General features: G+C 71.9%; 17 protein-coding genes. 12 read left to right on the plus strand and 5 right to left on the minus strand.

Annotated features, from left to right (window positions below):
* Nucleotides 1-31: 31 nt before the first annotated feature.
* From ACIBJH_RS15340 to ACIBJH_RS15360, 5 genes are read left to right on the plus strand one after another with little or no spacing between them, the layout of a single operon-like run.
* Nucleotides 32-358 carry a hypothetical protein gene (locus ACIBJH_RS15340; RefSeq protein WP_399117308.1) on the plus strand — a complete coding sequence of 109 codons (327 nt, stop codon included), beginning with the start codon at nucleotides 32-34 and terminating at the stop codon, nucleotides 356-358.
* Nucleotides 358-1,317: an FAD:protein FMN transferase gene (locus ACIBJH_RS15345; RefSeq protein ID WP_399117309.1), complete on the plus strand. Its 960-nt coding sequence runs from the start codon at nucleotides 358-360 to the stop codon at nucleotides 1,315-1,317. The genes ACIBJH_RS15340 and ACIBJH_RS15345 overlap by 1 nt, the downstream gene beginning before the upstream one ends.
* Nucleotides 1,314-1,892, plus strand: coding sequence for a ferric reductase-like transmembrane domain-containing protein (locus ACIBJH_RS15350; protein ID WP_399117310.1), 579 nt, complete (start codon nucleotides 1,314-1,316; stop codon nucleotides 1,890-1,892). Before ACIBJH_RS15345 ends, ACIBJH_RS15350 begins: the two co-directional genes overlap by 4 nt.
* Nucleotides 1,892-3,121, plus strand: a complete 1,230-nt coding sequence (locus ACIBJH_RS15355) for an NADH-ubiquinone oxidoreductase-F iron-sulfur binding region domain-containing protein (protein ID WP_399117311.1) — start codon at nucleotides 1,892-1,894, stop codon at nucleotides 3,119-3,121. Before ACIBJH_RS15350 ends, ACIBJH_RS15355 begins: the two co-directional genes overlap by 1 nt.
* A 1-nt stretch (nucleotide 3,122) precedes the next feature.
* Complete coding sequence (locus ACIBJH_RS15360) at nucleotides 3,123-3,332, plus strand: ferredoxin (RefSeq protein WP_399117312.1); 210 nt, start codon at nucleotides 3,123-3,125, stop codon at nucleotides 3,330-3,332.
* A gap of 75 nt (nucleotides 3,333-3,407) precedes the next feature.
* Here ACIBJH_RS15360 and ACIBJH_RS15365 read toward each other — a convergent pair whose 3' ends face one another.
* Together ACIBJH_RS15365 and ACIBJH_RS15370 are read right to left on the minus strand one after the other, a co-directional pair.
* Complete coding sequence (locus ACIBJH_RS15365; RefSeq protein WP_399117313.1) at nucleotides 3,408-3,656, minus strand: hypothetical protein; 249 nt, start codon at nucleotides 3,654-3,656, stop codon at nucleotides 3,408-3,410.
* A gap of 190 nt (nucleotides 3,657-3,846) precedes the next feature.
* Nucleotides 3,847-4,269, minus strand: a complete 423-nt coding sequence (locus ACIBJH_RS15370) for a helix-turn-helix domain-containing protein (protein ID WP_399117314.1) — start codon at nucleotides 4,267-4,269, stop codon at nucleotides 3,847-3,849.
* A 361-nt stretch (nucleotides 4,270-4,630) separates the two neighbouring features.
* Here ACIBJH_RS15370 and ACIBJH_RS15375 point away from each other — a divergent pair, with 361 nt between their 5' ends.
* The 4 genes from ACIBJH_RS15375 to ACIBJH_RS15390 are packed head-to-tail and all read left to right on the plus strand — an operon-like array spanning nucleotide 4,631 to nucleotide 7,231.
* On the plus strand, nucleotides 4,631-5,215 hold the full coding sequence (locus ACIBJH_RS15375) for an RNA polymerase sigma factor (protein WP_399117315.1): 585 nt from the start codon (nucleotides 4,631-4,633) through the stop codon (nucleotides 5,213-5,215).
* A complete protein-coding gene (locus ACIBJH_RS15380; RefSeq protein ID WP_399117316.1) occupies nucleotides 5,212-6,084 on the plus strand; it encodes a BN159_2729 family protein in 873 nt (290 codons plus the stop codon). Before ACIBJH_RS15375 ends, ACIBJH_RS15380 begins: the two co-directional genes overlap by 4 nt.
* The gene (locus ACIBJH_RS15385) at nucleotides 6,081-6,629 is read left to right on the plus strand and encodes a WhiB family transcriptional regulator (protein WP_399117317.1); all 549 of its coding nucleotides are present in this window, start codon (nucleotides 6,081-6,083) and stop codon (nucleotides 6,627-6,629) included. The genes ACIBJH_RS15380 and ACIBJH_RS15385 overlap by 4 nt, the downstream gene beginning before the upstream one ends.
* Nucleotides 6,630-6,658: 29 nt before the next feature.
* Complete coding sequence (locus tag ACIBJH_RS15390; protein ID WP_399117318.1) at nucleotides 6,659-7,231, plus strand: hypothetical protein; 573 nt, start codon at nucleotides 6,659-6,661, stop codon at nucleotides 7,229-7,231.
* A gap of 166 nt (nucleotides 7,232-7,397) precedes the next feature.
* Here ACIBJH_RS15390 and ACIBJH_RS15395 read toward each other — a convergent pair whose 3' ends face one another.
* The 3 genes from ACIBJH_RS15395 to ACIBJH_RS15405 are packed head-to-tail and all read right to left on the minus strand — an operon-like array spanning nucleotide 7,398 to nucleotide 9,318.
* The gene (locus tag ACIBJH_RS15395; RefSeq protein WP_399117319.1) at nucleotides 7,398-8,288 is read right to left on the minus strand and encodes an aminoglycoside phosphotransferase family protein; all 891 of its coding nucleotides are present in this window, start codon (nucleotides 8,286-8,288) and stop codon (nucleotides 7,398-7,400) included.
* A 44-nt stretch (nucleotides 8,289-8,332) separates the two neighbouring features.
* Nucleotides 8,333-8,797 (minus strand): ferritin-like domain-containing protein, encoded by a 465-nt coding sequence (locus ACIBJH_RS15400; protein WP_399117320.1) that lies wholly within the window; start codon nucleotides 8,795-8,797, stop codon nucleotides 8,333-8,335.
* Nucleotides 8,794-9,318, minus strand: coding sequence for a hypothetical protein (locus tag ACIBJH_RS15405; protein WP_399117321.1), 525 nt, complete (start codon nucleotides 9,316-9,318; stop codon nucleotides 8,794-8,796). Before ACIBJH_RS15405 ends, ACIBJH_RS15400 begins: the two co-directional genes overlap by 4 nt.
* 307 nt (nucleotides 9,319-9,625) lie before the next feature.
* Here ACIBJH_RS15405 and rimP point away from each other — a divergent pair, with 307 nt between their 5' ends.
* The 3 genes from rimP (at nucleotide 9,626) to ACIBJH_RS15420 (ending at nucleotide 11,508) form a co-directional block, all read left to right on the plus strand.
* Complete coding sequence (gene rimP, locus ACIBJH_RS15410; RefSeq protein WP_399117322.1) at nucleotides 9,626-10,138, plus strand: ribosome maturation factor RimP; 513 nt, start codon at nucleotides 9,626-9,628, stop codon at nucleotides 10,136-10,138.
* A gap of 2 nt (nucleotides 10,139-10,140) precedes the next feature.
* Nucleotides 10,141-11,139: a transcription termination factor NusA gene (nusA, locus tag ACIBJH_RS15415; protein WP_019074814.1), complete on the plus strand. Its 999-nt coding sequence runs from the start codon at nucleotides 10,141-10,143 to the stop codon at nucleotides 11,137-11,139.
* Nucleotides 11,140-11,229: 90 nt separating this feature from the next.
* Complete coding sequence (locus ACIBJH_RS15420; protein ID WP_399117323.1) at nucleotides 11,230-11,508, plus strand: YlxR family protein; 279 nt, start codon at nucleotides 11,230-11,232, stop codon at nucleotides 11,506-11,508.
* The last annotated feature ends 102 nt before the right edge of the window (nucleotides 11,509-11,610 follow it).

Raw genomic sequence — 11,610 nt, forward strand, 5'->3', positions numbered from 1 at the left:
TGACAGAGCGTCACTGCGGAGGGGAACGGTCATGACAGTCAAGGAGAGTGGGGCCGCTGCGGCGGTCCGCAGAGGCAAGCGGCGCATCGCGGCCGCCACGGCAGCGGTCACGCTGGCGGCGGCGGCCGGGGTGTTCGCCCTGGTCGGCACGTTGCAGTCGGAGACGACGGCGAGCACGGACACCGGTTCGTCCTCGTCCTCCTCGTCCTCCACTTCCTCGGGGGACTCGACGAGCAGCTCCTCCTCGGACAACTCGTCGTCCTCGTCGTCCTCGTCGTCCTCGGACCTCCAGGCGTCCTCCAGCGGAGTCTCGTCCTCCTCCGGCGGCTCCACCGACTCCACGTCGGGAGCGTCGTGATGACCACAACGACCCTGCGTACGACGGCCGCCGCCGACTGGCGCGCCCTCGGCACCGGCGTCCGGCTGGTCGTCACCGACCCGGCCCTGCTGGACTCCTGCAACCTGCTCCTCGCCCGGCACCTCGCCGAGGTCGACGCGGCCTGCAGCCGGTTCCGTACCGACTCCGAACTGGCCGCCCTGGACGCCTCGTCGGGCCGCCCGGTCACCGTCAGCCCCCTGCTCGCCGAGGCCCTCGCCGTCGCCCTGCGCGCCGCCGAGGCGACGGACGGCGCGGTCGACCCGACCGTCGGCTCGGCGATGAACGCCATCGGCTACGACCGCGACTTCACCCTCGTCCGCGAGGACGACCGCCCGGTCCGGCTCACCGTGAAACGGGCCCCGGGCTGGCGCATGATCGACCTCGACCGTACGACGGGCACCGTCACCGTCCCGGCCGGCGTCCGCCTCGACCTCGGCGCCACGGCGAAGGCCTGGGCCGCCGACAAGGCCGCCGCGATGCTCGCCCAAGTGGCGGGCTGCGGAGTCCTGGTGAGCCTCGGCGGCGACACGGCCGTCGCGGGGGAGCCCCCGGCCGGCGGCTGGAACATCCGCGTCCAGGACATCACCGGCTCCGTCGACGAGACGCCCACGCACGGCACGTACGCCACGATCGGCCTGCGCTCCGGCGGCCTCGCCACCTCGGGCACGTCCGCCCGCAACTGGCGCCGCAGCGGCCACGAACTGCACCACATCGTCGACCCGCGCACCGGCCTGCCCGTCCGCAGCCCCTGGCGCACGGTCTCGGTGGCGGCCGCCACCTGCGCCGACGCCAACGCGGCCAGCACGGCCTGCCTGGTCAAGGGCGCGGGCGCCGAACGCTGGCTGACCCGCCTCGGCCTCCCGGCCCGCCTCGTCGCCCAGGACGGCACGGTCGTCACGACCCCGGGCTGGCCCACCTCCCTGGCGGCCGCCGCATGAGCTCCGAAACCCTCTGGTACGCCAACCGCGCCACCGGAGCCGTCTGCCTGGTCCTGTTCACGGTCGTCGTCCTGCTCGGCATCGCCGTCCGCCTGCGCACCCGGCTCCCCGGCCTGCCCCGCTTCGGCACGGTGAATCTCCACCGCACCCTCTCCCTCTCCGCGACCGCGTTCCTGGCCCTGCACATCGCGGTGGCGGTGATCGACGGCTACGTGAACATCACCGTCCTGGACGCGGTGATCCCCTTCGTCTCCGACTACCAGCCGCTCTGGCTGGGCCTCGGCACGGTCGCCCTCGACCTGATGCTCGCGGTCCTGATCACCAGCCTCCTGCGCGAACGCATCGGCCACCGCACCTGGCGGGCGGTCCACTGGCTGGCCTACGCCTCCTGGCCCATCGCCCTGATCCACGGCATCGGCATCGGCACGGACACCGGCGCCGACTGGATGACCTGGCTGACGGTCTCCTGCGTGGCCACGGTGGTCGCCGCCTTCGCCGTCCGCACGGCCCACTCCGCCCGCGCCGCCCGCCGCACCCCCGCGGCCCTGCTCCGCACAGCCGAAGGAGCCCGCTGATGACCACGACCACGAACACGGCCTTCGCCGACGTCTACATGTCCCCCCGCCTCCTCGCCCCCGGCGGCACCGCGGCCGACCTCGCCACCCACGAACAGCGCTACGGCCCACTGTCGTACGGCGATCCCGACGCCCTCCTGAGAACCGTCGCCGAATCCGGCCTCACCGGACGCGGAGGCGCCGCGTTCCCGACGTACCGCAAGCTCGTCGCGGTGGCCGACGCGAGCCGCCGCACGGGCCGCGCCCCCGTGGTCGTGGCGAACGGCGCGGAGGGCGAACCGGCCAGCCGCAAGGACAAGACCCTGCTCCGCCTGTCACCCCATCTGGTCCTGGACGGGCTGCAGTTGGCGGCCAAGGCGGTCGGCGCGGGGGAGGCCCACCTGGCGGTGGAGGACGGCGCGTCCTACCTGGAGTCGGCCCTGTCCCGGCGAAACGACCCGCTGGACGTGAAGGTGATCCGCCTCCCCAAACGCTTCCTCTCCGGCCAGGCCTCGGCCCTCGCGCAGTACGTCTCCGGGAACGCCCCGCTGCCCCGCCACCAGCGTCCACCGGTCCGCGAACGCGGGGTGCGCAAGGCCCCCACACTCGTCCAGAACGTCGAGACCCTGGCCCACCTCGCCCTGGTCGCCCGCTACGGCGCCGACTGGTTCCGCAGCGCGGGCACCCCCACCCAGCCCGGCAGCACGCTCTGCACCCTGCATGTGCCGGGCCGCGAAGTCCGGGTCGTGGAAGCCCCGTTCGGCCTCCCGCTGGACCGGCTGCTCCCCCTCCAAGGCATGTCGGCGGTCCTGGTCGGTGGCTACCACGGCACGTGGATCCCGGCCGCCGAAGCAGCCCAACTCACCCTGGATGCAACGTACTTGGGGGCGGGCGTCCTGGCCGCACTCCCCGCAGACCGCTGCGGAGTGGCCGAAACCGCCCGCGTCCTGCGCTACTTGGCGCTCCAGTCGGCCGGCCAGTGCGGCCCCTGCCTCAACGGCCTCCCGCGCATAGCCTCCGCGTTCCGCACCCTGGCCGCCCCCGGCCCTCAGTTCGACACCCGCCAGGACGTGGCCCGTTGGTCCGGCCTGGTCGAGGGCCGAGGCGCCTGCCACCACCCCGACGGCACGGTCCGCCTGGTCCGCAGCGCGTTGACCACGTTCGCGGCCGAACTCGACGCCCACGCAAGGGGTTTGTGCACGGCGAGCGACCGCACCCCCTTCCTCCCGATCCCGAACGAGGCCCGCTGACATGGACCAACAGCTCGACATCGACTGGACGGCGTGCCAGGGCCACGGCCTGTGCGCGGAGCTGCTGCCGGACCACCTCACCATGGACGAGTGGGGCTATCCCCTGGCCGGGGACACCCGCATCCCCGCCCGTACGGTCAGGCGCGCCCGCAGAGCCGCCGCCGACTGCCCCGTCCTCGCCCTCAAACTCACGCCGGTTCCGGCGGGCTGACGTCCGTCGGAACCGGTGGCCGTGACAGCCTGGGGCCGCCGGCGCCGGTTCAGACGCCGACAGGCTGACGGGAAATCAGCAGACCTCGGCGGTGACCAGCTCGCGCAGGAGCAGCTCGCGCGGGAGTTCCACCCGCATGCCGCAGAAGCATCGCAGGAGGCTGCCGTGCGATGCGGGGGCACCCAGGTCGATCATCAGGATGTCCCGTACTTCCCGGAGCACGTCACTCGGCTGGAAGCCCTTGGCGACACGGATGATGACCTCGTCCGGGTCCCAGGCCGCAATTTCGGACAGATTGTCCGCTAATGAAATGTGGATGCACACAACTGTCTCCCCAGGGATGCACGATGACGCAAGTGATCCGCTCCGGGAGGTCAGCGGTTGACCGATGGTATCCATGGCGGTCGGTGGCTGGGAGAGTTTCGGTCATATTCACTCGTGAGGGGTGTATCGCCTTGCCGTGTCCGCCGGGCGCCGGCATCGCCGCGAGGCGCCGGGGCGGACGGCGCTGACCTCATGTGATGCGACTGACCTGGAGCATCGCCTCGGCGTCCTTGATGAGTGCGCGCTGACGTGCCTCCGGCAGTTGCCGGTACAGCTTGAGGAGTCGCGCCTCCCGCTCGTCAGCGCTGGGCCCGGGCGCGGGGCGGCCCACCGCTTCGAAGAACTCGCGCGGCGTCGTCCGCACGCCCCAGCCGCGGAACACCTCGACCATGGCCCGCAGCTTCTCCGGGTCGATGCGAGAGGTGCCGCGGGTCCGGTTCATCCACGCGTTGAGTGTCGGGTACGAGATGCCCGCTGCCGACGCCAGGTCCTTCTGGGTCTTTCCCGGGGCCTGCGCCAGGAGGCGTTCGAGCAGAGCCGTCAGGTCTACGTCCTGACGGGTCGGATCGTTGCCGGGTTCTTCGTCTCCTCGGCGGCTTTGCTGGTTTGTCACGCAACAGAGGATCCGGCATCGCTATCTACAAGCGCAAGTAGATCGCAGACCGGCAATTCGGGCTTCTGGTGCACGCCGGAGCGCTATTGCGGTTGTTCCACCGTAAATGTGCGGGTGTGCGCCCGCGCGCTCCTGCCGCGAGGGTGAGCCCTCTCCTTGCGGTCCGTGCATAACTTGACACTGTATGCATCTACGTGAAGACTGTAGATATCTCCGGAGGCGGACCCCGATGCTCGGCGGTGGGGTCGTGCAGCGGTGTCCATGCCGCACGACCGTCGAGATAATCTACATCTACATGAATATTGAAGATGTGGGGTGCCGTCGCTCCACACCCCGAAAGACGTCGACGGGAGTACCCATCGTGTTCGCACCGAACAACGGCACGTCCGCACCGGACGGTCCGGAGCCCGAGCTGGTCGCCCGGGCCCGAGCCGGCGACCGGGAGGCGTTCGCCACCCTCTACTTCGAGCACTACCACCTGGTGTACGGCTTTCTGCTCATCCGTACGCGCAACAGACACCTGGCCGAGGACCTGACCCAGGAGGTGTTCATCCGCGCACTGCGCCGCATCGACGTCTTCACCTGGCAGGGCACGGCGTTCGCAGCCTGGCTGATGACCATCGCCAAAAACCTCTACCTGGACGAACTCGGCCGCGGCTGCACCCGGCTGGAGACCCCGGTCGCGGAATTCCCGGAGGTGCAGACACCCGGCCGCAGACAGGAGTCGCCCGCCCTGCGCGAGCTGGAGGCGGTCGAGGCCCACGAGACGGTGCGTACCGCCCTGCACACCCTCAACGACCAGCAGCGGCACTGTGTGCAACTGCGCTTCCTCCACGAGCTGACACCGCAGGAGACCGCCCTGGAGATGGGGCGGAGCGTCGGCGCGGTCAAGGCGCTGACCCACCGGGCGCTGCGCAAGCTGCGCTGGACGGCGGTGGGCGCGTGAACAGGAGCCTTCCCCACGCCGCCCGCGTGATCCGCACGGCGCTGCCGACCGTCCGCACCGAACAGGCGGTGGCCCTCGCGCACGCGCTGGACTCGGCCCGCCTCCTCGTCGACCCGGAACGCTCCTTCGGTGTGGTGCTGAGCCGGACGCCGGACGGTGGCTGGGCCCGCGCCGCGCGTCCGGTCACCGAACTGGAGCGGCAGGCCATGAGCTGGGACGCCTCCTGCGCGCGGGCACGTCATGCCGCCCGCACCATCGAGCGGTACCTGGACAGCCACCCCGGTCCGCACGCCGTCCGCGTCGAGGGCGACCGGGTGCGGGTGCTGCTCCGCATCGACGACCTCGCCCAATGGGCCCGCTGGCGTTCGTACTTCGGCATCACGGTGGTCGGCGAGCGGACCGAGCCCCACACGCTGACCGGCGAGGGAGAACTCGACGGCGTCCGGGTGACGGTGATGGTCCTCGGCGCCCCCACGGCACCACCGGAGCCGGCGGCGGGCGCGCAGCAGCGTCCGTTCCGGATCGGCGAGACCCTCTATGACCTGGCCCTGCCGCAGTGCGACGGACACGGGGACGTCTGGTACTTCCAGGGCTACCGGACCGGCGACGGCATGCCCCTGATGTCTCTCGACGGCCGGCCCGAGCGCTGCTCCCTCGCCAATGTGGCCGCATACCTGGGGCCGTTGTCGCCGGAGCGGGCCGACGGCGAAGGCCCGGCCGCCGGCCCGGTGCGGACCTCGGCGGCACTGCCCGAACCGGCCGTACCGCGGATGCTGCCGGAGCAGGGGCACCGGCCGGCCTGGGCGCAACGGCCCGTACCGCTCGTGCCGTCGGGACGTGCGGCGGGCCCGGAGGGGCCGGACCGATGAGCGCCGGTCGGTCGAGGGGGCCGACCGGCGCCGGGGGAGGGGCGGAGGAGGGCACCCGGGCGTGGGAGGCGAGAGCCGCCTGCCGTCACCAGGACGCGGAGCTCTGGTTCTCCCGCCGGTCCTCGTCCATGGCCGTGTCCATCTGCGCGGCCTGCCCCGTACTGGCCCAGTGCCGGGCCGCCGTGCTCAAACGCGAGAAGGGACTGCCGAAATGCCATCGCGACGGTGTCATCGCCGGTCTGACCGGAGCTCAGCGCTACGCCCTGGAGCGTCAGGCGGATCCGTTGCCGCCCGCCGAGCCCGCGGCACCCCGCGTCCCGGCCGGTGTGCCGCGAGGGCAGCTCGCCCCGTGCGGCACCCGGGCGGCATATCAACGGCATCTGCGCCTGCGGGAGCCCCCCGACGAGGCCTGTCTCCTCGCCAACGCGCGGAGCGCCAGCGCATACCGACGCACCGGCTCCACCCGCGGCCGTACCGAGGACTCCCGAGCCCGCGACCACCTGTGGGACGCGGCCGGGACGAGCAGCGGTCCGCCCCGGGAGTGATTCCTCGTTCACCGCCACCGGAGTACCTCATGCCCGCACCTTTGACGATGCCCCTGCCCGAAGAGCCCGTGTCCGGCGGCTCGGAGGCTCGCGGCACCCGGCCCGTCGGCCGCACGGCCGCCCTGCTCCGCCTGCTCAGGCCGCGCGGGCGTGCCCTGCGGCAGGAGGCCGCCCTGAGCCACCGTCTCTCCGTGGACCTCGACGGCTGCCGGAAGGAACTGGCCCGCTGGCAGCGCCACACCGACTCCTTCGAACGGGAGCTGACCCGTGTCTCCTTCGAGCGCGCGCACCTCCTCGCCTGGCTGGCCGCGCTGCACCCGTCGAGCGCGGCCATCAGCCCGGCCGTCGGCGGCAGGCACCTGCTGAGCCTCGTGGCCGGGGACCGGCAGTTGTCCTGGTGGCTGCTGCCGAGGGACCTTCCGCTGTTCGGGCACGTCCGACGGGTGGATCACACCGTCCACCACCTGCGACGGGACGGCCCCGCCGCCCTGGAGCAGGCCGCCCACATCCGCAGTCACACCCGCCTGCTGGCCATGGAGGGAGCCCTGTTCGCCGCCCCCGTCCGACAACAGCCGCAGGCGCGGCCCCCGACCGAGCGCTGACACGGCACGGGACGGCCTCCCGGCCGCCCCGCGAAGCTCCGGTTGGCAGGCTCGGGAGGCACGTCGGCCGGACCCACGGCGCTCCCCTGCGAGGACCTCCCGCAGGGGAGCGCCGCCCCGCCCGCGGCATGCCACGGGGATCGCCCGGGCCCCGCCCGCGATGCGGCTACAGCCAGCCCGCGAACTCCAGCAGCAATTCGGCGTCCGACGTCCGTCCCACGCGGCGCGCCCGTACCCCCGACTCCACCGCCCGGAACAGCGTCCAGCCACGCAGCCGTTCCTGATCCACCTCCAGCGACTCCGCGAGCCGCTTGATCCGCCGTCGGGTGGTGGCGGCTCCCGAAGGCGTGGCGATCAGGTCCTCCACCCGGTCCCGCACCAACCGAGCCAGATCGAACGCACACTCACCGACCACCGGGTCCGGCCCCACGGCCAGCCACGGCACCCGGTCACCGGCCAGCACCTTGCTCTGCCGGAACGTCCCGTGCAGCAACCGCACCTCGGGCGGCGCGGCCAGTAGCTCCTCACGCGCTGCGAGAGCCGCGTTCACCAAGGGCGCCACCTCCGCGGACGCGCCCTGCATCGCCGCCGCCTGCCGACCGGTCCGCTCGGCCACGGTCTCGAAAACATGATCCGCAGGCGGCTCCACCCACAGCCGCCGCAACGCCCCCGCCGCCTCCAGCAACGCCTTCGCCTCCGGCAACGACCGCACCGACACATCCGGATGCAACCGCTCCAGCAGAAGCACACCCTCACCGGCAGCCGACTCGACCAGCTGAACGGCCCCCCGCCCACCCCAGTGCGCGAGCGCGGCCCGCTCGCTCTCCGGCCGGGCCCGGCGCGGGGCCAGTTTCAGCACCGCAGGGGTCCCGTCGTCCCGCCGCACCAGCACGACCAGGCTGCTGCGCCCACCGGGCACCTGCACCCGTTCAGCGGTCAACTCGCGTAGATCAACGGCCTGTTGGGCCACCTCGGGCAGCTTCTCCAACCAGTCGTCACCGCTCGGTGCCGTCTCACCGAGCGCTCTCACCAGACGCTGCGGCGGTTCGAAAGCCATGCGCGAGTTGTTCCCTTCAGATGGTCCTGCGGCCCGGTGCGGTGTTACGCCGTGGGTGTCGCCGAGGCCGTGGGGGTCGCGGCCCGCTCGGCGAGACCTGGGAAGGGTACGCTCCCGCCGCGCCAGCGCACCGCCCGGACCGCCGCTTCCCGCAGCGCCTCCGCGGCCGTACCGCGCACCCCGCCGGTCGACGCCCGCACCAGGTCGGAGTAGACCCCGGCGACCCGTTCCTCCAGCTCCGCGGCGAGTTGTACGGCGGCGGCCGAGTCCGGCACCGGGAACGGCAGCGCGTACGCGGCCGACGCGGCCACCGGCTTGCCGCCCAGGTCCCGTACCTCCCGGACCAGGGCGTCCCGCCGGGCGCGGTGTCCGTCGTAGGCGGCCTTGGCCTCGGTGCGCCGGCCCTCACGGATACGGCCGCCGACCACGCCGTAGCCGTAGACCGCCGCGTGTTCGGCGGCCAGGGCCGCCTGCAGTGCGGTCAGTTCCGCGGCCTTCTCCTCGCTCACTTGGCATCCTCCGTCAGCAGATACGCGTGCCCGGCCCCGGCCGCGGCCACCGAGGCCAGCAGCCGTGCCAGCTCGCCCGGTACGTCGAGCAGGGCCTTGGCCCGCTTGTCGGCGAGGCTCCGCTCGGCGGCCGCCAGCCCGGCGAGGGCGTCGCTCGCGGTCGCGGGCACGGCGGAGGCCGAAGCCGTGGCCGACGGCGCGGCAGTGGCCGTAGGAGACGGCGTGGAACCGCTGCCTCCGAAGGCCGTCGCGTGCCGGACGACCTCCGCGCGGAGCGGGTTCAGGCGGTCGGTGAGGGTCGGGTGGGCGGCGAGTACCGCGTCGTACTGCTGGAGCAGGGTCTCGCTGTCGGAGGCCGCACGCGCGCGTGCGCGTTCCGCGGCCGAGGGACTGTCCGCGGTGTTCTCGGTGTCGTCGCCGTCGGTGGAGCAGCCCACCAGGAGCGCGGCTCCGGCGGCCGAGGCGAGCAGGCTCCTTCTGCGCGGTCCCATGAGGGTGCGCGGAGGTGGGGGGAACGGCACGGCGGATCGTCCTCGGGGGCTCGTACGAACGAAAACACGGGAAGGGCTGCGCGCCCGTGATCACGGTACCCGCGCATGCCTCGGACTCATGTCACCGGCTCGTGTGCCCACCCCAGGGGCGCGGGGAACTGCGCGCCCGGCCCCCACCGACCCGCACTCGCCCCACCACCGAAACCATCCGAGCTCAAAGGCGCCCCGCTCCACCGCCGGAGGCACACGTGGACGGCAACACACCCTTGGACCGGATACCCTTTGAGCAGACACGCGCCCTACCCACAACAGCACACGCGGCCGAGGAGTCACCCGGATGAGCACGACCCAGAGCGAGAGGCTGCGAGTACTGCTGGAACCGCTCGTCAGCTCCCAGGGACTCGATCTCGAAGAGGTCGAAGTGGACTCGGTGGGACGCAAGCGGGTGCTGCGCGTGGTCGTCGATTCCGACACGGGTGCCGATCTGGACCAGATCGCGGATGTGAGCCGCGCGCTCTCCGCGAAGCTCGACGAGACCGACGCGATGGGCGCGGGCGAGTACACCCTTGAGGTCGGGACGCCCGGTGCCGAGCGTGAGCTGACCGAGCACCGTCACTACGTGCGCGCCACCGACCGGCTGGTGAAGTTCCAGCTGGCCGAGAGCGGTGAGCTGGTCGCCCGGATCCTCGACGTGGACGACGACGGCATCGATGTGGAGGTGCCCGGCGTGAAGGGGCGCAAGCCCACCGCCAAGCGGCTCGCCTTCGCGGAGGTCCTCAAGGCGCGTGTGCAGGTCGAGTTCAACCGCAAGAACAAGAACGACAACGAAGAGAACGCAGAGGAGGCGTAGCCGTGGACATCGACATGAGTGCCCTGCGGGGCCTGGTACGGGAGAAGGAGATCTCCTTCGACCTGCTGGTCGGAGCGATCGAGTCGGCCCTCCTCATCGCCTACCACCGCACCGAGGGAAGCCGCCGCCACGCGCGCGTGGTGCTCGACCGTGAGAACGGCCATGTGACGGTGTGGGCGAAAGAGGACCCCGAGGACCTGGAGGAGGGGGAGGAGCCGCGCGAGTTCGACGACACCCCGTCCGACTTCGGCCGGATCGCCGCCACCACCGCCAAGCAGGTCATCCTGCAACGGCTGCGGGACGCCGAGGACGAGGTGACGTTCGGCGAGTTCGCCGGCCGTGAGGGCGACATCGTCGCCGGTGTGGTCCAGCAGGGCCGCGACCCGAAGAACGTGCTCGTCGACATCGGCAAGCTGGAGGCCATCCTGCCGGTGCAGGAGCAGGTGCCGGGCGAGGAGTACCCGCACGGGCTGCGCCTGCGGTCGTACGTCGTCCGGGTGGCGAAGGGCATGCGCGGTCCGTCCGTGACCCTGTCCCGTACGCACCCCAACCTGGTGAAGGCGCTGTTCGCCATGGAGGTGCCGGAGGTCGCCGACGGGTCGGTGGAGATCGCCGCCATCGCGCGCGAGGCCGGCCACCGTACGAAGATCGCCGTCCGCTCCACCCGCAGCGGCCTGAACGCCAAGGGTGCCTGCATCGGCCCCATGGGCGGCCGGGTGCGCGCGGTGATGGGCGAGCTGCACGGCGAGAAGATCGACATCGTCGACTGGTCGGACGACCCGGCCGAGATGGTGGCCAACGCGCTGTCCCCGGCGCGGGTCTCCAAGGTCGAGGTGGTGGACCTCGCGACCCGTTCCGCGCGCGTGACGGTGCCGGACTACCAGCTGTCCCTTGCGATCGGCAAGGAAGGGCAGAATGCCCGGCTTGCGGCCCGCCTCACCGGCTGGCGAATCGACATCCGTCCGGACACCGAACAGCCGTCCGACCAGCCAGGGGAATAGTTCTCGGCCGCCAGTGGCTTAGATCACGACAACAGCCGTTCGATTCTTGCCCCGAAGGGGTGAGGTCGGTGCGGGGAGGTAGACTTAGACGTGTCTGGCCGGACGCGAGCCCGCGCATGCCCTGAACGCACCTGTGTGGGGTGTCGGGAGCGAGCGGCCAAGAAGGAACTGCTGCGGATCGTGGCGGTCGAGGGCGAATGCGTCCCCGATCATCGCGGTACGCTGCCCGGCCGGGGCGCATATCTGCACCCCGCCCTGGTCTGTCTCGACCTGGCGGTACGTCGCCGGGCGTTCCCACGGGCGCTGCGTGCCCAGGGAACGCTCGACACAAAGACGTTGCGTCTCTCCGTCGAGCAGGCAACACCGTAAGAGCGAGTCGTACGGAACCTCCGTGCGGCCCGGTATTCCGCGAGTTGGAAGTAGGTCGAGATTGCGATGAGCACTCGATGAGCACGCGATGAGTACGCCCAT

The organism is Streptomyces sp. NPDC050548 (genome assembly GCF_044457385.1).
Lineage (GTDB): Bacteria > Actinomycetota > Actinomycetes > Streptomycetales > Streptomycetaceae > Streptomyces.